Genomic DNA, 20,224 nt, shown 5'->3' with positions numbered 1-20,224 from the left:
CCTGCTCCGCGTCCAACTCACCGTGACGCCCTATGGCATGCCACGCAGGTGGCGTCGGCCTCCGGCAGTGCGCCTCACACCTGGGGACTGGCTCCGCTGGCAGATCAACTACCGGTTCGCCGGAACACACGGCGGCGAGTGGACCTACCGGCTCGACACCCTGAACATCTCGAATGGCCCGGGACCCACCGACCTCTTCCTGGGCACCCCCGACCGCTACGTCACCGAACTCGCCGCACTGCGCTGACCCAGAGGACCGCTACAGCACGCTGCAGCAATCTCATTCTCGTTCTGACCTGCATAAAAATAGACAACCGTAAATAACGTACGGCGGTCGCCACCTCTACTACGCCGTGCCCGAGGACGCGGTGATCGGGTCGACGTCCGGCGGCAAGACCGCCCTCGCGAGGGCATCGGCACCCGCGGACCCGGTGCCGGCGGCATCTTCGGCGGCGCGGCGTCACTGCGGGACAGGGCCGTTGACCTCGACCAGTGGTGGTGCGACGAAGCAGCTGCAGGGCGAGGTCGTCCCGACGGCCCAGATCGAGGTGCCCACGCGGGTGAGTCCCTCGACGGTCCCCTCGGCCTCCTCGCTGGTGCCGGTGGTCCAGGCGGTGCCGTTCCAGTGCAGGAACAGCGGTCTGCTCGTCACCCCGCCGTCCGTCATCCGGTAACCGCCGACCCAGACCCCGCCCCTGCCGTCCGGAGCCGCGGCGCTCAGCCACGACTCGGTCAGCGCGGGCTCCGGCAGGACGCGCCAGCGAGTGCCGTTCCAGTGCATCACCAGCGGCCTGCCCTCATGGTCGCCGACCGCCCACACATTCTTGGCGGACACGGCGGTGACGCTCTGCAGTTCAGTGTTGCCCGACGGAAGGGTCAGCGGGCTCCTGGTCCAGGCGCGACCGTCCCAGTGCAGGACGAGCGCGACATTGTTGCCCGCGTCGCTGAGGTACCACCCGACCGCCCACGCGTTCGTCGCCGAGAGGGAGGCGACGCCTTGAAGGGTGTTGCTGAGACGACCCGGGTTCGGGGAGGTCACCCGCGACCACTTCGTCCCGTCCCAGCGTTCGACCAGGGTGACCGGGCCGGGGGTGCTCCGGTCGGAGAAGGATCCGACCGCCCATGCCAGCGTCTTGGAGACCGCCGCTATGTCGTTGAGCCGGTCGGCCCCGACATGCGCGCCGTCGGGCGGCGCGGCGGGCTGGACCGCCGTCCACACGGCACCGTCCCAGTGCCGGAGCACCGGTCCGAGACCGGCGCTGTCGCCGACGGCCCAGACGTCGTTGGACGCCACGGCGCTGACACCGTCGAGGCTGCCCGTGCCCGTCGGCGTGTCGGGAACCGTCACCTCCTTCCAGGACGTGCCGTCCCAGTGCTCGGCGACCGTATCGGCGGACTCGTATGGCGGATGCTTCTCCCCGACCGCCCACGCGTCGCTTCCACCGAGCACGGCGACGTCCTTGAGGGTTCCCTCCGCGCTGGAGTGCGGCACCTTCCGCCAGTCCGCCTCCGCTCCTAGGACGGGCGGCGCTCCGGCGAGCACCACCCCCGCCACCGCCGCCATGGGAATCGCGAAACGCCTCACGAACCGCACATGAACTCCTCCCCGATCCCGGCTTTGCAGTGAGGACGCCCCGACGATCACCTCGGTTGTCGCGATCGACCAACCATCCCGACCGAAACCGGCCTCCGCACCGCGCATGCCGTTTCGCGCCGCGGGGCGCGAAACGGGGAGAGAAGGATGCGGGCTCGGTCGGAGCCGAGAGCGTGGGAGAAGGTTCCTGCATCCTCCGACCGGAAGCGGTGAGCTGTCGCGGGTGCACGGCCACTGTCCAGCCCAGCGCGCATCCTCAGCGGGATCTTGGCCCTCGGCAGGGGAGTCGCCGGGTTCGGGGTCATCGGGCGGACGCAGGAACGCGCATAACACGTCGATGCAGGTCTGGTGGAACTCGCGGGTGGCGGCGCCGCTGGTGAGCCCGGCCAGGGCGTGGACGCCGCCGAGCCGGATCGCGGGGGGAGGGGTCGCCGAGCTGGGCGACGGCGGCGGTGAACCGGTCGGTGCGCTGCCCATGTTCGGTCAGCTCTCGCGTGCGGTGCTGGGCGAGTTCGGTGGACACGCCAGCGTCGCCGCGCCATGACGGAGATCGTGCAGCCGGACCGCCGGCAACCCGTGCTCGGCGACCAGCCCCTGGAACAGCCGGGTCAGCCGTTCAGGGGCCAGCGGGTCGTCGTCGGGCGAGGTGAAAGCGTGGCCGCTGTCGCGATAGTCCGTCCCCGCTTGCGTCGTTTGGCTGTGGCGGACGCCGCGCTTGCGTTCGAGCGCGCTCGAACTCCTAGCGTCGCCGGCATGACATCTCAATCAGAGACTCAGCGGACATGGATCATCACCGGCGCGTCGGCGGGCTTCGGCCGTGCCATCGCCGAGTACGCGGTCGGGCGGGGCGACAACGTGGTGCTGGCCGTGCGGCGGCCCGGGTCGGTGGCCGACCTCGCCGACGCCCACCGCGACCAGGTGCTGGTCGCCGAGTTCGATGTGCGTGACACCTGGCGCGCCGGGGACGTCGTGCGGTCGGCGGTCGAGCGGTTCGGCCGGGTGGACGTGCTGGTGAACAACGCCGGCCGCGGGGTCGTCGGCGCGGCCGAGGAGGTCGGGGAGGAGGAGCTTCGCGCGTCTCTGGAACTGCACCTGCTGGGTCCGGCGGCGCTCGTGCGGGCCGTCCTGCCGTACTTTCGCGAGCAGGGGTCGGGCACGATCGTGCAGATGAGCAGCCAGGGCGGGCGCATCTCCTTCCCCGGTGTCGGCGCGTACTCGGCCGGCAAGTTCGCGCTGGAGGGCTGGTCGGAGGCGCTGGCCGGCGAGGTCGCGCCGTTCGGGGTCCGGGTGATGATCGTCGAGCCGAGCCGGTTCCGCACCTCGTTCAACGCGCCCGACGTCCTCGGGATCGCCGACGCCAGCGCCGCCTACACCGGGCTGCTGGGGGCCGTCCGCAACGACATGGCGAGCGCTGACGGTATTCAGGAGGGCGATCCGGTACGGGCCGCGCAGATCATCGTGGACCTGGTCGCCGGTGACGAGCTGCCGCTGCGCCTTCCGCTCGGGCGTGAGGCGGTCGAGCGCATCGCAAGGTCCTACCGGCAGAACCTTCAGGAGCTCGAACGCTGGGCCCCTACCGCGCGTGCCGCCGACTTCCCCGGCGCCGCCGCATCCGTCCGGCCGATCTAGAGTGTCGCCATGGCCACCGACGATCTGATGTCGAAGGCGCTCGCCGCCCTCGACGAGGTCGACGGCCCGATGTCGGTCGAGGTGATCCACCGCCTTGGTGACGTCAGCGCCGCCACCGACCCCATGACCATCACCGAGGTCGCCGACCTGCTCGACATGTCGCCGCACACGCTGCGCTACTACGAGCGGATCGGGCTGATCGAGGTCGCCCGCGACGCCGGCGGCCACCGCAGCTACGACGCGCAGGCGGTACGGAGACTGGTGTTCCTGACCCGCATGCGCCTGTCCGGGATGGCCATGCGCGACCTCCAGCACTACATGCGGCTGGCCGACGAGGGCGAGGGCACCGTCCCCGAGCGCCTTGACCTGCTGCTCGAACACCGCGACACGATCCGCCGGCAGCTCAAGGAGCTGACCCTGTCGCTGGCGGCGACCGAATACAAGATCGCCACCTACGGCGGCCACACCGGCCCGTCGTCGGCGGGGGAGGCCTGACCCGTCGCCACCGGACCGCGCGGTGAGCTGCACACCCGCTTCGAGCGCCCCGCCGAGCGGACGGGAAGCAGCCCCGATGCCCTGGTGGAAGTGATGGCTCAGAGCGGCCTCGATGTCACGCGCGGCCAGTCCTTGGCCGCTTCGGAGCTCTTCGCGGCAAGAACAAGCCCGAGCCCTTTATGGACGCCAACCGCTCCCACTCCAGGCTCCGCGGCCCGGGCGAACGAGCCAACGCCCAGCCAAGAACTGAAAGTCACTGACCAAGCGACGTTGCTGCCCCCACCGGGCCGGTCACCTGGCCGAGGCCATCCACGTCTTCCAGAACCGCGAACTCAACGCACGTTGAAAAATGTTCACTACATATGGGTCCTGCTGAAGAAGGCCGCCCGCTGAGTCTGGGCCGTTACGAGGAGTGGACAAGACTGCCGACCGGGCGACCGTCCGTCCGCGCGTGCGAACCTTGGGCCATTCTCAGAAATGTTTGTTTCTGAGAGAGCACTTACCCTTGATCGACCGCCCGATCTCGCCCCTGCGCCAGATTGCGTCGGGTGGTCATGGGCGGGATGGTCAAGGTGGCCGGGGGACCGGCACCCCGCCGGGGCCCCCGGCCAGTAACTCCTCGAAGGCGGTGGCCGCGCCGGCCGCATCCTCCAACCCCACACCTCTCGGTGGGGGACCGGCCGGGTGCGCCCACCGCCTGTTGATGGTGGGCGCACGGTGTGGCCGGGTGGTGGGGGTCAGGTGCGCTTGCGGCCCTTGTGGGGGCGGTTCTGGTCGCCGGGGATGATCTGCCGACGGGTGGCGTCGGCCTGGTCCTGGATGGTGGTCAGGATATGCGCGGGGAGGTGCCGGCCGCGGAAGTGGTCGACCATGCGGTCGAGGGTGGCGCCGGCGGCGGTGCGGTCGCCGGCCTTGGCGTGGACGGTGGCCAGGCGGCGCATGGCGGCGTTGAGGGTGATGTCGTTGAGGCCGCCCGAGCCGGTGGAGGCGTCGACGGCGGCGGTCAGCTGGGTGACGGCGTTCTTGGTGTCGGGTTGCCGGATGTGAAGCCGGCCGTCGCGGATGTGCTGGTAGTGGCGGCCGGCGTTGGCGCCCTGGGCGAGGTGGGAGTAGACGGCCAAGGGGTGGTCGGGGAAGCGTTCCGACAGTTCGGCCAGGGCGTCGTTGCCCGCTTGCAGGGCGGGCGAGTCCGAGCCCAGCAGAGCCATCAGGGTGCCGGCCTGGTCGCCCATGAGCAGCTCACCGGCGTCCTGGTCGTCGCCGGTGCGCGGCAGCCGGATCCGGATGGTCAGGTCGGGTGAGACCACGCGGGAGCCGTCGGGTGCGGTGTAGAGGGCGCGGACGGTGTAGAGCCCGGGGTCGGTGAAGTACTGGCCGTCGGCGCCCGCGCCCAGGTAGGCCGACTCGTACAGGGCGGGCGCCTCGGCGGTCAACGTGGTCAGGGTGTCGTCGCTGTGCCCGTTGCACTGGCGGGCCAGAGGCCGGAACGGCCGGGTGATGCCGGAGGGGGCGGTGATGGCGATGGTGAGGTATTCGCTCTTGGGCGACAGGTCGCGGTGCACGGTGACATCACGGCCGTCGCGGGCGAGTCTGACCTCGACGGTGACCGGCTCGCCATAGGCGAACGGCCGGGCCGACAGGGTGAGGGCCAGGCCGGAATCGTCGGCGATCGGGTCGTCCATCGCGGCCAGTGCCGGGTCTTGGGTGTTGTAGGCGGCGCTGCCCTGCGCGGCCCAGTTGGCCCCGCCGGGGATGATGTCGTAGCGGAAGGCGTGCCGGAGGTGGGCGAGCTCGTTGGCGGTGAAGGTGAACGGGAACCGGCTCCAGAAGACGTCCCAGCCGCTACTGCCGTCCTCGGCGGTGTACAGGTTCCAGTACTGCATCCATGACAGGTCGCCATGGCCGTTTCTGGGGCCGAGCGGGGCCCCGGAGTCGTTCTTCTGCCACGAGTGCTGCAGGTTGAGGCAGTGGCCGAGCTCATGGACGTACAGGCCCAGGACGAAGTAGCCGGGCTGGCCGCTGATCTGGTCGTAGAAGACGGCCATGCCCTGCCGCTGCTTGCCCTCGTTGACATCGAACATGACGCCCGTGCTGTCGTTGACGTGCCGACTGGCCACGAACGCCCACAGCTTCCACTGCTCGGTCTCGGCGTGGCCGGAGAAGTTGTGGAGCATCGCGGTGTGCAGTTCGGAGTCCGACCATTTCAGGTCGGTGCCGGAGTCGGCGGTGCCGACCTCGTTGACCGTGCCCGCGGAGCGCAACTCGATGCCCGCCTCAGCGAAAGCGGAGGCGATGGTCAGCTGCCGGTCGACGTAGTCGGGCGGGCCCGCCACCGCATCGGTGGCGGTGTTGTACGAGGCCAGGGCCGCCCGGTTGGCCATCGCGTCGATCTCCAGGTCGATGGTGCGCAGGTGCGCCGACTCGTAGGGCAGATCGAAGACGGGGACGTTGCCGTCGTCGAAGCGGAATTCCACCCGCAGGGCGGGGGTGGAGGAGGACTGCGTCACCCGCGGAATCGTGATCTTGGCGGTGCAGCCGACCCACTCCGGTTTCCACCGCACCCTGCCGGTGGCGGTTACCTCGGTGGCCGAGGCGGCGATGTCCGGCGCGCTGACGCGGAAGGAGTACAAGGGGCTCCGCGTCATGCCGCTGATCTGGTCGATGTCCCCACTGAACTGCCGCGTCGCACCCAGGCCGTCCAGATCGACGCGCACGGTGACCGGGTTGGGTGCGGCCGAAGTGGCCCAGCGGCCCACGATCGGCTTGTACTGCGTGGTGTAGGGCGCGGGGAGCGCGGCCAGTTCGGGCATCAGCGTGGTGAGCGCACCGGTCTTCTCCGGGCCGGTGTTCCAGTTGAACACGCACCCGTTGCCGCCCTTGATCAGCAGGCTGCGCTTGGCGCCCGACACGTCCGGCAGCGGCAGTACGTGGTCGTAGTCCCGCAGCCACTCGGCCGGCAGCCTCGCCCAGCCCGCGGTGGGCTGCGCGCCCTCGTAGATCCGGCACTCCCGGGTGCAGCCGTTTCGCCAGTCGATGGTGGCGACCCGGTCGTTCTTGAACACGTAGGTCGTCCAGTACGGCGACTCGGCCGTGGAGTCCATCAGCAGCGCGTCCACGCCCTCGCGGTAGCCGACGGGCAGCATCGTGCCCCAGGCCGGGAGTCCGTCGGCGTGCCTCAGTTCGGTGACCGGTCCCTCGCTGCGGACCTTGGTGTCCCAGTGGTACCAGCACACCCGGTCGCCCTTGAAAAGCAGCATCTGCCAGGACCCGCCGGTCATCGGCAGCATCAGCGCGCCCTCACAGGCACTCTTGTACGGTTCGGGAATGCCGTTCAGCTTCCCGCTGTGAATGCTCGTGGCGCCGATCGGCCCGTTGTGGTCCAGGCCCGCCGCGCTGGTCTGCGCCATCTGATCGCCGCGCACGAACATCGCTTTCCATGCCCCGGTCGGCAGCACCAGCGCCGAGTTGAACCCGGTGTTCTTGATTCGCATGAAACCCACGAAGAGCAGCCCCTTTGCTGTGTCCCCGGTTTCCGTCGAACCGGGTCCACGGCACTGTCCCCCCGCATTCTCGAGAGGGCAACCCGCACCCAAGGGCGCCACAACAACGGACCGGATACACAAGTCCCAAAACCACGCGCATTTCCGGGCAGGAGCGGTCAGCCCCCCACCGCCGAAGGGATCCGGCTACCACGACGGCACTTCCCGTCCGAAGCGATGCAGGCAAGCCGGCACAACGTGACGCCGGGCTGCTTCCGCCCGTCCCGGTCCACTCATCCGAATTAACCGCCAAGTCACCCAGCGTGCTCACGTTGGTGTTTCACCCCAGACCCGAGCGAGGCTGCACGGGCGCCTGTTGCCTGGAGTGGCCCGTGGGATCGGCCACCAAGACATACTTCCCACGGGCCAACACCGGTCATGACGCTATGGGGCCACTGACCGGGTAGGGCGCGCCCGACACCGCGCCCCGACCACGAGCACCTGACCCATCAAGCGCGCGCCCGTGTCGCGAGTCGTCCTCTGCGTGCTCGAATCCGACCTGATCGGCCCGTGCGCCGTCCATGGCCATGCCCATAGTCAGGATGCGTTGCGAACCGCCCCGGCCCGGTGAGCCGGTGAGTGCGCCAACCTGGTCGGCTACTCCGAAGGAGGGGCGGACAGCCTGGTCGGTGGACCCGTGTCATCGGGGGCCGGGCGCCACGGGGCGAGCAGTCGGTCCATAAGGACGTGAAGGTGCGCACGGAATGACTCGACGACCTCTGGCTGGGCCGGGTCCTTCATCCCCTGGTCGTGGTTGAGAATTCCCGATCCCAGGAAGCCGTGCACGCACCAGACCATGGTGCCGAGAAGGTAGTAGGTGTTGACGTCCGGCGGGACCGCGTCTTTTATCCTGCGGGCGGCGAGTTGGAGCAGCGGCCGGGCGTACTGGTCCTCCATGGTGGAGAAGTCGGCGGCGTCGTCCACCCAACGATGTGCCCACAATGCGCGGTTCTGCGGGTTCGCCACGTGAAAATCGAGATAGGCGTCGACGATCTCGTGCACCGCTGACCGCGCGGAGTCCGACCGGGACACGGCCGCTTCCAGCATTTCCCGTTCCGCCTCGAATGCCTGCCGCATGACCTCCTGGTAGAGAGCGCGCTTGTCTCCGGCCACCTCGGCGACAACTGCGGAACCGACGCCGAGGGCGTCACTGATCAGCTGCAGTGAGGTCCCGTCATAGCCGAGTTGCCCGAACAGGCGGGTGGCGACCTCAAGGACATGTGAGCGCGCGATCTCATCCGACACACTTTCACGCTACGCATCGCTAGGTGAGGCAGAGCCTGCGCCAGGGCAAGTGCCCGGCACGAGAGGGCAAAGTCGACGTTGAGGCTTCCGTACCGCAACCTCGCGTGAGGACGTTGGCCATCGCATGGCCAGGGTCGCGCCAGACGGGCCCGGAAGGTGCGGTGTCAAGCTCGCCGACGACCAGTTCGGGCTGATAGGGGCCTCGGCGACGGTCGGCCGAGAAATCCCGCAGTAAGACGACTCAACCACACCTCAAACCCCGAAAGGAGCCCCGACCGGCCCGTGGAACTGGCGCCCACCCGGCACGACGGCCGGGAAGCCAGCTCGTCGACGATGCGGCAGAAACTCAGAGTGGCTGCGTTCGTGTAGGGCTGTGGGTGTGAAATATGGATATCAGGAATAGTTGATTTTCCTCGAGCAGGTGCTAAAGGAACGGAGGAAGGGCATCTGACCTGTGCTGATTCCTGAAAGGTTGTGCAGGCGTATTATCCGATCGTGTTCACATCGAACAGGCCACAGGCTCGAAAACAGTATCGCCCACCCCTTCCTTTCACAGCCCTCCGAAGCACCCGGAGCCTGATTGGCTGCCTGCCGGCGGCTCCTGGATGATCTCGGGGAAGAGCTGGTCCATCGCTTTCGCGCGCTCGGCCGAGCGATCCGCGCCATCACCCTGCTGCGCTACCTGTCCGAGCCCGCACTTGCGCGAGCAGATCACCGCCATCACCAACCGCACCGAGGCCCTCCACGGCTTCGCCGACTGGCTGATGTCCGGCGAACACCGCCCACCTGATCGGGAACGGGCAGGGACTGGATCTGGCTACCCGATGGTGTTGGCGCGGATTCCGTCGATCAGGTATTTCAGGCCGCGGTGGAACGCGTCGTCCCAGTCGTTGTCGCTGGGATGCCCGTGCGCGGCCAGCGTCGGATACGTCTCGCGCTGCGCCGCGAGAAGCTTTTCGGCGGCGTCGCGGGTGGACGACTCGTCCCTCCCGTGCCATGACAGCTGGCTGATCGCGGCCCCGATCACGAAGTGCGACAGGCCGTAGGCTGCGGCGGTCAGCGGCGCGCCGGTGAGCCCGGCGCGTTGCAGGGCCGCATGCAGGAACTCGGTGCGCGTGAGAACGTTCGGGCCGAGCGTCGGTCGGCCCATCAGCGTGGCGGTCCATCGATGCCGGAGCATCACCGCGCGCCACCGCTCCACCATCGCGGTGACGTCAGCGCGCCAGTCGTCGGTCGCCGGCGGCACCTCGGCCTCGGCGAACACCCTGTCGAGGGCCAGGTCGAGCACGTCGTCCTTGGTGTCCACGTGCCAGTACAGCGTCGTCGAGCCGGTGCCGAGCCGCTCGGCCAGCCGCCGCATGGTCAACCGGTCCGCGCCCTCCTCGTCCAGGAGCGCGATCGCCTCGGCGACGATGCGCTCCCGTGACAGCGGCGGCGCTTCCCGCCGTCCGCGCGGCTCCCTCAACCAGATGTCGCCCGCTCGGCTCGTTCCCATCCGCCCACTCTAGTACGGTGAACGAGTACCGGATCAACGTTCTAGTTACCCGATCGGCGTTCAGAGGTGGTTTGTGGGGCACATCGATGTGAGCGACCTGACCTATGCGCTGCCCGATGGACGGCTCTTGCTGCGCGAGGTGACCTTCCGTGTGGGGCAGGGCGCGAAGTCGGCCCTGGTCGGTCCGAACGGCGGCGGCAAGACGACGCTTCTCAGGCTCATCGCCGGGGAACTGGCCCCTTCCGCGGGGACGGTCGCAAGCACGGGCGGCCTCGGCGTGATGCGCCAGTTCACTGCGGAGGACCGGACCGTCCGCCAACTCCTTCTGTCGGTCGCACCGCCGCAGATCCGGGCGGCGACCGGCGCGCTCGCAAACGCCGAAGCCGCGCTGACCGACGCCCCGGACAGTCAGATGGCCTACGCCCAGGCCATCAGCGACTTCAGCGACGCCGGCGGCTACGACCTGGAGGTCGTCTGGGACGCCTGCACGACCCGGGCGCTCGGCCTGTCGTATGAGGACGTCCGGGACCGCGCCGCGGGCACACTGTCCGGCGGCGAGCAGAAGCGGCTCATGCTGGAGGCGCTGCTCCGCGGTCCCGACGAGGTCCTGCTGCTCGACGAGCCCGACAACTACCTGGACATCCCCGGCAAGCAGTGGCTGGAGGAACGGCTGCGAGCCACCACCAAGACCGTGCTGCTGGCCTCCCACGACCGCCGCCTGCTCGCCGGGGCCGCCGACCGGATCATCACCGTCGAGTCCGGCACTGTCTGGGTGCACGGCGGCGGTTTCGCCACCTACCCGGCCGCGCGCCGCGACCGCGCCTCCCGCATGGACGAACTGCGCCGCCGGTGGGAGGAGGAGCATGCCCGACTGCGCCGCCTGGTCCACACCCTGCGCCAGCGCGCTGCCGCCAACGACGCCGTCGCCTCGTCCTACCAGGCCGCCCGCACCCGCCTGAACCGCTTCGAGGAGGCGGGACCGCCCAAGCCGCCGCCGCGCGAGCAGAACATCCGTGTCCGCCTGCGCGGCGGACGCACCGGAAAACGCGCCGTGATCTGCCAGCGACTCGAACTCGCCGACCTGACCAAGCCATTCGACCTGGAAGCCTGGTACGGCGAACGCATCGCCGTCCTCGGCGCGAACGGGTCGGGCAAGTCACAGTTCCTCAAGCTGCTCGCCGACCCGTCCTCAGTCCCCCATCAGGGCCAGGTGAGGCTGGGCGCCCGCGTCGCTCCAGGCCACTTCGTCCAGACCCACGCCCGCCCCGACCTGCGTGACCGCAGCCCTGACGAGATCATCACGACCGACTTCGGGATAACCCTGAACGACGCCATGCGGGCGCTGGCCCGATACGAACTCGCCCCCACGCGACGCCAGCCCTTCCACACCCTGTCCGGCGGACAGCAGGCACGCCTGCAGATCCTGCTGCTCGAACTGTCCGGCAGCACCCTCCTCCTGCTGGACGAGCCAACCGACAACCTCGACCTCGCCAGCGCCCAAGCCCTCCAAGACGGCCTGACCGCCTACCAGGGCACCGTCCTGGCCGTGACGCACGACCGCTGGTTCGCCGAAGACTTCGACCGCTACCTGGTCTTCGAGCCGGACGGCACCGTCCACCACCGCGCCACTCCGACTTGGCAGCCGATGAACCGGACGCCTGAGAACTGACCTCTAGAAGCCAGGACAAGTGTGGAACTGCGGGGTTGACCCTGCGGACAGCCGTTGGCGTTGACAATGACCCTGGGGACGGGTGTTCCGATAGATCCGCGGCAAAACCGCCCACGACATGTGGACCAGCGGAGAGGTCGGCGCCAGAGCGGGAGCCTCGCTCTGCATGGCCTGAAAGCGTCTCGACTGGTACCTCCGGCCGACCTGTGGTGCCTATGGAGGCCGTCGCCGACATCCTCCAGAGCTGCGCTCCGACCGCCGCGCAGCGGCACGACGACACCGCTTTCCTTCTTATCGGGACCTCAGATGAGGAATCTGTCGAGGAGAGAAGGCGCGCCACCAGCGAAGCCCTACCGGCGCATGACCCCGGAAGGCGACTGGTTCTGCTTCGAGGCCAATCCGGCCCCCGCCTTCACCTTCTTCGCAGGAGCCGACCAGGTGGCCGAAGCCGTAGCCGACCTACTCCACGCTCCCCCTGGGTTGTAGTGCTTCATGTGGACGATCCGGCGTTCAGCCGGCTGGATGCACCGTTGCGCGGAGTTCGGTGTACGAGTCGAGTGCGTAGGTGCCGCCGCTGCGTCCCAGGCCGCTGGCCTTGGTGCCGCCGAAAGGGAGGTCCCCCCGGCGGGCGCAGGTGTTGATGCCGACCTGTGCTGCGGCCAGCCGGGCGGCTACGCGGCGCGCCGCGTCGAGGTCGCGCGAGTAGACCTGGTCGGTCAGTCCGTAGCGCGTCGAGTTGGCGATGGCGACCGCCTCGTCGTCCGAGGACGCCGGGATGACGCAGATGACCGGGCCGAACGCCTCCTCCCGCATGACCGTCATCTCAGGGCGGACGCCCGTCACGAGGGTGGCGGGGTGGAAGTAGCCGTGGTCCGGGACGTTCGCCGCGGTGTGCACCGTTCCGCCTTCGGCGCGGGCACCGGCCACCAGCGCGGCGACGCGGTCGCGCTGGACCCCGCTGATCAGGGGAACGGTCGTCGTCGCGGGGTCCCGCGGGTCGCCGTGCACGAGGCCGTCCAGCGCGGCGCGCAGGCGGCCGACCAGCTCGTCGTGCACCGAGGCGTCGGCGATGATGCGGGCGGGCGTCACGCAGACCTGCCCGGAGTGGACCGTCCATGCCCGGGTCGCGCCGGCGACGACGGCGTCGAGGTCCGCGTCGGCGCGGGCGACGAGCGCGCCCTTGCCGCCGAGTTCGAGGAGGAGCCGCTTCATGCCGGGCGCCGCCGACCGGTAGATCTCGGTGCCGACCACCGTGCTGCCGGTGAAGCTGATCGCGCCGACCTCGGGGTGGTCGACCAGCGCGGCGCCGGGCTCGGCGCCCGCGCCCGTCACCAGGTTGACCGCGCCCGCCGGTGCGCCCTCCGCCCGCAGGGCCTCGTTGAGCGCCTCGGTGAGCGCGATGACGAGCAGCGGATCCTGCGGGGCCGGCTTCATCACCACGGTGTTGCCGGCGAACAGGGCGGGCGTGATCTTCCCGACCATCGCGAGCAGCGGGAAGTTGTAGGGGCTGATGCAGCCGACCACGCCGACCGGGGTGCGCGTGACCGTTCCCGCGAGGCCGGACGCCACGGGTTCCGCCGGGACGGTGAGCAGGTCGGCGGGCAGGGTGGACCAGTGCCGGAGCCGGGCCAGCGCCGCGTCCACCTGGGTCTGCTCGGCGACGGCGCGGCGGGCGCCCGTGTCGGCGATGGCCAGGTCGACGAGTTCGCCGCGCCGGGCTTCGAGCAGTTCGCCGGCGCGGCCGAGCACGCGGCGGCGGGTCTCGACCGGGGTCGCCGCCCAGGCGTCGCGCGCGTCGGCGGCGGCGGCCACGGCGGCGTCGGCCGCGGTGCGGTCGCCGTCGGCGACCACGGCGATGACCTGCTCGGTGTAGGGGTCGGTGATGTCGTACGTCGCCGAGCCGCTCAGCTTGTCGCCGGCGATGAGGTGGTGGCCGGTCGTGGTCACGAGGTACTCCCGAAGCGGAGGAAGCCGCGGTCGATGCGGCCGTTGCGGAAGTCGTCGACGAGTTGCTCCGCGTCCTCCAGGGGCACGACCGCCGACACGAGCGGTGTCAGGTCGAGTTCGCCGCGCAGGACGCGCTCGGCGAGGTCGGGCAGTTTCCGGTGCGGGTCGACCGAGCCCATGCGGCAGCCGAGCAGGGACTTGTCATGGAACAGTTCGCGCACCTCGAGGTCGATGGACGCGCCGGTCGGCGGCAGCCCGAGGATGACGACCCGTCCGCCCCAGGCGAGGGCCCTGACGGAGGCTTCGAGGAGTCCGGTGTGGCCGGCGCACTCGAACGCGGCGTCCACGCCGCCGGGCACCAGCGCCTGGACGGCCGGGACGATCTCGGCCGGATCGCTCGGGACGATGAAGTCGGTGGCCCCGCAGGTGCGGGCGATCCGCTCCTTCGCCGGGTTGCGGTCGACGACCACGATGCGGTTCGCGCCGGCCGCTCTGGCGGCGAGGACGGCGTTCAGCCCGATCCCGCCGGCGCCGGTCACGAGCACGGTCTCGCCGGCGCGGAGCCGGGCGCGGTCCTCCACGGCACCGAACGCGGTGACCGTGGCGCATCCGAGCATGGCGGCGACCGGGTCGGAGAGCTCGGCGGGGATCGGAATGACCTGCTCCTGGGCCACCACGATCCGCTCGGCGAAGGCGCCGAGCTTGACGAACTGGTGCACGACGTCGCCGCCGCGGGAGAACGGGCTGTCGACGGGCCGGCCGGAGACGGGGCACAGGGTCGGACGGCCTTCGCGGCAGTGGCGGCACTCGCCGCATCGGCGCAGGACGGTGAGCACGACCCGCTGCCCCACGGGCACGTCGGTGCCGGGGCCCGCCGCGGTGACCGCGCCGACGGCCTCGTGGCCGAGGACGGTGGGCGTGGGCTGGGGGATGCGGCCTTCCACCGGGCTGATGTCGCTGTGGCACAGGCCGGCCATGGCGATGTCGACGGCGACCTCGCCCGGGCCCGGCGGGCGGACCTCGATGGTCGAGTCGACGTGGAGACCTGTTCCGTCCCAGACCAGCGCGCGCACGGGCACCCTCCCCCTTGTTGTTCTATTCATTCCAATCTGCTTTTGCTGAACGGAATCTATCGCCGCGTGACGGATGGTCACAAGACGGGCCCCAGTGTCGCGTCCCAGGTGGGCGCGCCCGCGTCGCCCGATCACCGCGCCTGCGCCGCGGTGCTCACGACCAAGACGTGCCGCCGAAGCCGGGGGTCCCGTACCTATGCGAGCATCGCGCCGATCCGGTCGATCTGGGGCAGGGCGTCCTCGAAGAGCAGCGACAGATAGATGCCGTCGACGTGCGCCGAGAGCTCCTCCAGCCGGGCCCGGCACTCGTCCGCGCGGCCCACGACGGCGAAGCGGCCGAGCAGGTAGTCCTCGATGTCGGGCCGGTCCGCGAACATCGTCGCGTTCGAGGTCGCGCCGGAGCGGCCGTGCGAGCCGTAGTCGTAGGTCGCGTAGCGCTCGGCCAGCACGTCGGCGTACTCCGCGGGCACGTTCTTGCCCTCGAAGGTCGACGCGAAGGCGAAGTGCGAGGCGCTCACCGCGCGCGGGACGAGGCGCCGCCGCAGTTCGCGCACCTCGTCGTCGTCGCGTCCGATGGCGATCCGCATCGAGGCCCAGATCTCCAGCGGAGCGGCGGCCGCGTCGCGGGCCTCCTGCGCGCACTCGCGGATCGTGCCGAGCGCGACGGGATCCCCGCCGACGCCGGCGATGACTCCGTCGGCGACGCGCCCGCCGCTGCGCGCGGTCGCGGGGCCGCTCGCCGCGACGAGCAGGAAGGGGTCGACGCCGGCCGCCCGCGCGGACTCGGCCACCGAGTGTCCGAAGTCTTCGAGGCCGGCCGGAGACGCGGGCCGCAGGCCGAAGGTGTGCACGGCCGAGTCACCCCGGCCGAACCCCAGGCGGAACCGTCCGGGGTGGGCGGCGGTCAGGGTCCGCACGGCGCTGGCGTGCACCGACCAGTGCCGGGTCACGGGGTTGGTCACGCTGGTGCTCACGACCAGGGAGGACGTCGCGCCGAGCGCGTCGGTGCAGGCGGAGTACAGCTCTCCGTAGTTGGGGGAGTCGCCGATCCCCATGCCCCACAGGCCGGCTGCCTCGCACTGGGCGGCCACCTGCCGGGTCAGGCCGGGGGAAAGCGGGAGCCAGTTGGCGCACAGGCGCATGGTCGTTCCTTTCCGTCGGGGTCGATGACCCTTGACATAGCCTCGGATCACACCGATGATTCATACCAGGGTAATTAGATTCCATTCAATAGAATTCATCAGTCGTGACGATGCTGGGAGGGGCCCGATGACCGAGGCCGTGCGCTCCGAGTCGCCCCCGACGGGCGACGTTGCGCCGAACGCCGACAAGATCCGCATCGAGGGGTTGTCCTACCGATACCGTCGTCGCGGCCGGGAGGACGTCGTCGCCCTCGACGCCGTCGACCTGACCGTCGGCCGCGGCGAGTTCCTCTCGGTCGCCGGGCCGTCGGGGTGCGGGAAGTCGACGCTGCTGCGGGTGCTCGCGGGGTTGCAGAAGCCCACCGGCGGAGTCGTCCGGATCCACCATGAGCACCAGGACCGGCCGCTCTGTGCCCCGGTGTTCCAGGAATACTCGATCTTTCCGTGGCGCTCGGTCGAGGCGAACGTGCGCCTGGGGCTCGACGCCGCCGGTGTGGACCGCGCGGAGGCGCGCCGCCGCTCCCAGGAGTGGATCGAGCGGGTCGGCCTGACCGGGTTCGAGAAGGCGCTCCCGGGCAACCTGTCCGGCGGGATGAAGCAGCGCGTCGCCCTGGCCCGCGCGTTCGTCGTCGAGCCCGAGATCCTGCTGATGGACGAGCCCTTCGCCGCGCTCGACGCGCAGCTGCGCAAGGTGCTCCAGGAGGAGCTGCTCGCCATCGTCCGCGAGCACAGCTACACGGTCTTCTTCGTCACCCACAACCTCGACGAGGCGATCCTCCTCTCCGACCGGATCGCCCTGATGTCGGCCCGTCCCGGACGTGTTCGCCGCATCGTCGACGTCCCGTTCGCCCGCCCGCGGTCGGCGGATCTGAGGAAGGACCCGCAGTTCGCTCGGCTGGAGGAGGACCTCTGGGCCGACCTGAAGGGCGATGTCGAGGCGATCGAGGGGGCCGTCCAGTGACCGTGCAGATGGACCGGGGCGTCTCCCGGAACGAGGACGGCTGGGTCGAGCGCCGGCCCGATCCCAAGCAGCGGTCGGCGACAGACCAGGCGAGGCGCGACGGTGTCCTGCGCCTCCTGCTCAGCCTCGTGCTCCCCGTCGGCGTGCTCGTCGCCTGGGAGATCTCGGCCAGGTCGGGCTGGATCGACGCCCGCTTCTTCAGCCAGCCGAGCGCGGTGGCGTCGAAGGCGGGGGAGGACCTGCGGAGCGGGCTGCTCTGGTCCGAGCTCAGGATCACCATCGTCCGGCTGGTGACCGGCTACGTCATCGGATCGCTGGCCGGCATCCTCATCGGCCTGCTGATGAGCCAGGTGAAAATCCTGCGCTGGATGCTGGAGCCCCTGATCCGCGCGCTCTACGTCATCCCCAAGCTGGCGCTGCTCCCGCTGTTCCTGCTCCTGTTCGGACTCGGCGAGGTGCCGAAGCTGGTCTTCATCTCCCTTGGCACGTTCTACATCGTCGCCTTCACGACGCTGTCGGCCGCGATGATGATCCCCACCGCGTTCCATGAGGTCTCGCGGTCCTACGGCCTGTCGCCCGGCCAGCGGTTCCGCTGGATGATCGTCCCGGCGATCACGCCGCAGATCGTCTCCAGCCTCAAGCTCGCCTCGGGCATCTCCATGCTGCTCGTCGTCGCCGTCGAGTTCGTCAACGCCCACGAGGGCCTCGGCTACTACACCTGGCACGCCTGGCAGGTCTTCGTCCCCGACCGGATGTACGTCGGCGTCGTGACCATCTCGATCGTCGGCGTCCTGTTCAGCGGACTGGTCGGGCTGCTCGGCTCCCGCCTGTCGCGCTGGGCGGACAGCGAGTACGCCCAGAGCCGCTGACCCGGCCGCCACCGCAGCGCAACACCTCCCATCCACCACGCAGGACCTGCCCGCGTTCGACGACGAGCGCCGGGACGGTCCCGCACTCCCGCAGACGGGGAAGCAGCACAGCGCATGACCACGACATCCGACCCGCGGCCGGCCGACCCGTGCCCCGCCGCCCAGCAGACCGACCTGTCCGAGCTGCGCGAGATCGTCCGCCAGGTCGCGGAGAAGCGGTACGCCCCCCACGTCGAGCAGTGGGACCGCGACCGGACCGTCATCACCCATGACGAGCGGCGCTACCTGGGGTCCCTCGGCTGGCTGGGCATCGCCCTCCCCGAGGAGTACGGCGGCGCCGGAGGAACGTTCGCCGAAGCGCTGACCGTGGTCGAGGAGCTGGCCAAGGTATGGCCGCCGGCGGCCTTCCAGGTCTTCGAGGCCAACGTCGGACCGGCGCAGCACCTGGTGCGGCTCGGCACCGAGGAGCAGAAGCGGCGCTTCCTACCCGGCGTGATCAGCGGCGACAACGCGATGGCCATCGGCATCTCCGAGCCGGACGCCGGATCGGCCGCCACCGACATGGTCACTCGCGCGGAGATCAAGGGTGACACCGTCGTGGTGCGCGGCCTGAAGCGCTGGATCTCCAACGGCGGGGACGCGGACCGCTACCTCGTCTACTGCCGGATGGACGACGTCCCGGGCGCCAAGGGCATCGGGGCCGTGATCGTCGAGGCCGACCGCAGAGGCGTCTCGTTCGGGGCCCGCGAGCGGCTGATGGGCTTCCGGGGCCTGCCGTCCGCGGACGTGGTCCTCGACGATGTGGAGGTCCCGGTCGAGAACATCGTCGCCCGCCCCCCCGACGGCTTCCGCGACCTGTTCTCGATGTTCTCCATCGAACGGCTGGGCAACACCACGATGAGCCTCGCGCTGGGGCAGGCCGCCCTGGACAAGACCATCGCCTATGTCCAGGAGCGCGAGCAGTTCGGCCGGCCCATCGCGGAGTTCCAGGCGGTCCAGGTCACCCTCGCGGACATGCTCCTGGAGGTCGAGTCGGTGCGCATGCTCCGCGACCGCGCCGTGGCCGGACTCGACGCCGGCACCCCGAGCACCCTGCACGTCTCGCTCGCCAAGTGCGCCGCCAACGAGATGGCCAAGCGCGTCACCGACATGGCGATGATGCTGCACGGCGCGAACGGCTACACCGAGGAGTACGGCTTGGAGCGCATGCACCGGGACGCGCACGGCTGGGCGCTCGCCGGCGGCACCCCCAACATCCAGCGCACCCGCATCGCCGCCGAGCTGCTCGACCGTTCCTTCGACCAGCGTCCGGCGCGGCGCAAGGCCGCCGCCGGCGGACGGGGGGCGTGAGCCATGGCCGAGCTTCGTGACGTCGTCATCATCGACGGGTGCCGCACCCCCATGGGCAAGGGCCGGCCGGGGGGCGCGCTGAGCGGCCTCCACTCCGTCGAGCTTCTCGCCCAGACCCTCACCCACATCCTGTCGCGGACGCCCATCGACCCGGGCATCGTCGGCGATGTCATCGTGGGGTGCGTCAGCCAGGCCGGTGAGCAGTCCGCGACACCCGGCCGGATGGCATGGCTCTCGGCGGGCTTCCCCGTCCACGTCCCGTCCACGACGGTCGAGCGCAAGTGCGGGTCGGGGCAGCAGGCGATCGAGTTCGCCGCGCAGGGCATCGCGACGGGCATGCACGACGTCGTCATCGCCGCGGGGGTCGAGTCGATGAGCCGCGTCCCGATGGGCATCGCCCGCATCGAGCAGGACCCGTGGGGCCCAGGTGTCGCCGGGCGCTTCCGCCTGGTCCCGCAGGGCGTCGCCGCCGAGCGGGTCGCCGAGACCTGGGGCATCACCCGCGAGGAGCAGGACCGGCTCTCCGCCGACTCCCACCGGCGGGCGCGGGCCACCGCCGAGTCCGGCGGCTTCGACAACGAGATCGTCCCGATCACCCTTCCGGACGGCACCGAGGTGACCGCCGACGAGACCATCCGCCCGACCACCACGGTCGAACGGCTCGCCGGGCTCAAGGCCGTCTTCGAGTCCGAGGACTACGCCGACCTCCTGCCGGGCCGCACCTGGTCGGTCACCGCAGGGAACAGCTCCCAGCTCACCGACGGGGCGGCGGCAGTGCTGCTGATGAGCGCGGAGAAGGCCGAGCGGCTCGGCCTCACCCCGCGCGCGCGGATCACCGGCTCGTCCGTCGTCGGCGACGACCCCGAGATGATGCTGACCGGCCCCATCCCGGCGACCCGGCGGATCCTGGAGCGCACCGGCCTCGGGCTCGACGACTTCGACGCCTTCGAGGTCAACGAGGCCTTCGCGTCCGTCCCGCTCGCCTGGGCCAGGGAACTCGGCGTCGACCACGCCCGGCTGAACCCGCGCGGCGGCGCGATCGCGCTCGGCCACCCGCTCGGCGCGAGCGGATGCCGCCTCTTCGTCACCCTCCTCAACCACCTGGAGCAGACCGGCGGCACCCGCGGCCTCCAGACCATGTGCGAGGCCGGCGGCCTCGCGAACGCGACCGTCCTCGAACGGATCTCCTGACGGCGCACGCCACCGACGACACGAA

At 70.3% G+C, this 20,224-nt stretch carries 17 protein-coding genes and 2 pseudogenes; 11 read left to right on the top strand and 8 right to left on the bottom strand.

The features are described 5' to 3' along the window. The first annotated feature begins 67 nt into the window (after positions 1-67). Positions 68-247 (top strand): hypothetical protein, encoded by a 180-nt coding sequence (locus CHC11_RS42045; protein ID WP_218826039.1) that lies wholly within the window; start codon positions 68-70, stop codon positions 245-247. Positions 248-460: 213 nt separating this feature from the next. On the opposite strand, the gene CHC11_RS12090 is transcribed toward CHC11_RS42045, so the two are convergent. Continuing rightward, complete coding sequence (locus tag CHC11_RS12090; RefSeq protein ID WP_089311791.1) at positions 461-1,594, bottom strand: beta propeller repeat protein; 1,134 nt, start codon at positions 1,592-1,594, stop codon at positions 461-463. A gap of 337 nt (positions 1,595-1,931) precedes the next feature. Between CHC11_RS12090 and CHC11_RS12085 the strand changes: the two genes are divergently transcribed. The 5 genes and pseudogenes from CHC11_RS12085 to CHC11_RS42585 all read left to right on the top strand — a co-directional run. Continuing rightward, the gene (locus tag CHC11_RS12085; RefSeq protein ID WP_089311790.1) at positions 1,932-2,138 is read left to right on the top strand and encodes a hypothetical protein; all 207 of its coding nucleotides are present in this window, start codon (positions 1,932-1,934) and stop codon (positions 2,136-2,138) included. Between the two features lie 209 nt (positions 2,139-2,347). Further along, positions 2,348-3,223 carry an SDR family NAD(P)-dependent oxidoreductase gene (locus CHC11_RS12080; protein ID WP_089311789.1) on the top strand — a complete coding sequence of 292 codons (876 nt, stop codon included), beginning with the start codon at positions 2,348-2,350 and terminating at the stop codon, positions 3,221-3,223. Positions 3,224-3,232: 9 nt separating this feature from the next. After that, on the top strand, positions 3,233-3,718 hold the full coding sequence (locus tag CHC11_RS12075) for a MerR family transcriptional regulator (protein ID WP_089311788.1): 486 nt from the start codon (positions 3,233-3,235) through the stop codon (positions 3,716-3,718). Positions 3,719-3,745: 27 nt separating this feature from the next. Further along, a pseudogene (locus tag CHC11_RS43840) lies at positions 3,746-3,835 on the top strand (DUF6461 domain-containing protein); the annotation flags it as partial. Positions 3,836-3,870: 35 nt separating this feature from the next. After that, positions 3,871-4,064: pseudogene (locus CHC11_RS42585) on the top strand (IS5/IS1182 family transposase); the annotation flags it as partial. A gap of 391 nt (positions 4,065-4,455) precedes the next feature. Here the strand turns inward: CHC11_RS42585 and CHC11_RS12070 are convergent. The 4 genes from CHC11_RS12070 to CHC11_RS12060 all read right to left on the bottom strand — a co-directional run bounded on the left by CHC11_RS12070 (position 4,456) and on the right by CHC11_RS12060 (position 9,997). Then, positions 4,456-7,209, bottom strand: coding sequence for a zinc metalloprotease (locus tag CHC11_RS12070; RefSeq protein WP_143227036.1), 2,754 nt, complete (start codon positions 7,207-7,209; stop codon positions 4,456-4,458). 645 nt (positions 7,210-7,854) lie between these two features. Next, positions 7,855-8,502, bottom strand: coding sequence for a TetR/AcrR family transcriptional regulator (locus CHC11_RS12065; RefSeq protein ID WP_089311786.1), 648 nt, complete (start codon positions 8,500-8,502; stop codon positions 7,855-7,857). Positions 8,503-9,052: 550 nt separating this feature from the next. Further along, positions 9,053-9,235: a hypothetical protein gene (locus CHC11_RS41260; RefSeq protein ID WP_179278808.1), complete on the bottom strand. Its 183-nt coding sequence runs from the start codon at positions 9,233-9,235 to the stop codon at positions 9,053-9,055. Between the two features lie 84 nt (positions 9,236-9,319). After that, positions 9,320-9,997: a TetR/AcrR family transcriptional regulator gene (locus CHC11_RS12060; RefSeq protein ID WP_089311785.1), complete on the bottom strand. Its 678-nt coding sequence runs from the start codon at positions 9,995-9,997 to the stop codon at positions 9,320-9,322. A 73-nt stretch (positions 9,998-10,070) separates the two neighbouring features. On the opposite strand from CHC11_RS12060, the gene CHC11_RS12055 reads away from it, so the two are divergent. Next, on the top strand, positions 10,071-11,666 hold the full coding sequence (locus CHC11_RS12055) for an ABC-F family ATP-binding cassette domain-containing protein (RefSeq protein WP_089311784.1): 1,596 nt from the start codon (positions 10,071-10,073) through the stop codon (positions 11,664-11,666). A 510-nt stretch (positions 11,667-12,176) separates the two neighbouring features. On the opposite strand, the gene CHC11_RS12050 is transcribed toward CHC11_RS12055, so the two are convergent. From CHC11_RS12050 to CHC11_RS12040, 3 genes are all read right to left on the bottom strand, one after another. Then, the gene (locus CHC11_RS12050; protein ID WP_089311783.1) at positions 12,177-13,613 is read right to left on the bottom strand and encodes an aldehyde dehydrogenase family protein; all 1,437 of its coding nucleotides are present in this window, start codon (positions 13,611-13,613) and stop codon (positions 12,177-12,179) included. Further along, positions 13,610-14,686 (bottom strand): zinc-binding dehydrogenase, encoded by a 1,077-nt coding sequence (locus CHC11_RS12045; protein ID WP_179278807.1) that lies wholly within the window; start codon positions 14,684-14,686, stop codon positions 13,610-13,612. The genes CHC11_RS12050 and CHC11_RS12045 overlap by 4 nt, the downstream gene beginning before the upstream one ends. 194 nt (positions 14,687-14,880) lie before the next feature. Beyond that, positions 14,881-15,828: an LLM class flavin-dependent oxidoreductase gene (locus CHC11_RS12040; protein WP_089311781.1), complete on the bottom strand. Its 948-nt coding sequence runs from the start codon at positions 15,826-15,828 to the stop codon at positions 14,881-14,883. Positions 15,829-15,955: 127 nt separating this feature from the next. Between CHC11_RS12040 and CHC11_RS12035 the strand changes: the two genes are divergently transcribed. The 4 genes from CHC11_RS12035 (at position 15,956) to CHC11_RS12020 (ending at position 20,199) form a co-directional block, all read left to right on the top strand. Continuing rightward, positions 15,956-16,789 carry an ABC transporter ATP-binding protein gene (locus CHC11_RS12035; RefSeq protein ID WP_089311780.1) on the top strand — a complete coding sequence of 278 codons (834 nt, stop codon included), beginning with the start codon at positions 15,956-15,958 and terminating at the stop codon, positions 16,787-16,789. Then, positions 16,786-17,658 carry an ABC transporter permease gene (locus tag CHC11_RS12030; protein WP_089311779.1) on the top strand — a complete coding sequence of 291 codons (873 nt, stop codon included), beginning with the start codon at positions 16,786-16,788 and terminating at the stop codon, positions 17,656-17,658. Before CHC11_RS12035 ends, CHC11_RS12030 begins: the two co-directional genes overlap by 4 nt. Before the next feature lie 114 nt (positions 17,659-17,772). Further along, on the top strand, positions 17,773-19,008 hold the full coding sequence (locus CHC11_RS12025) for an acyl-CoA dehydrogenase family protein (RefSeq protein ID WP_089311778.1): 1,236 nt from the start codon (positions 17,773-17,775) through the stop codon (positions 19,006-19,008). A 3-nt stretch (positions 19,009-19,011) separates the two neighbouring features. Continuing rightward, on the top strand, positions 19,012-20,199 hold the full coding sequence (locus CHC11_RS12020) for a thiolase family protein (protein WP_089311777.1): 1,188 nt from the start codon (positions 19,012-19,014) through the stop codon (positions 20,197-20,199). Positions 20,200-20,224 lie beyond the last annotated feature (25 nt).

The organism is Actinomadura mexicana (assembly GCF_900188105.1).
In the GTDB taxonomy this organism is placed as follows: Bacteria; Actinomycetota; Actinomycetes; order Streptosporangiales; family Streptosporangiaceae; genus Spirillospora; species Spirillospora mexicana.
This window is presented reverse-complemented; position numbering and strand designations above follow the sequence as displayed.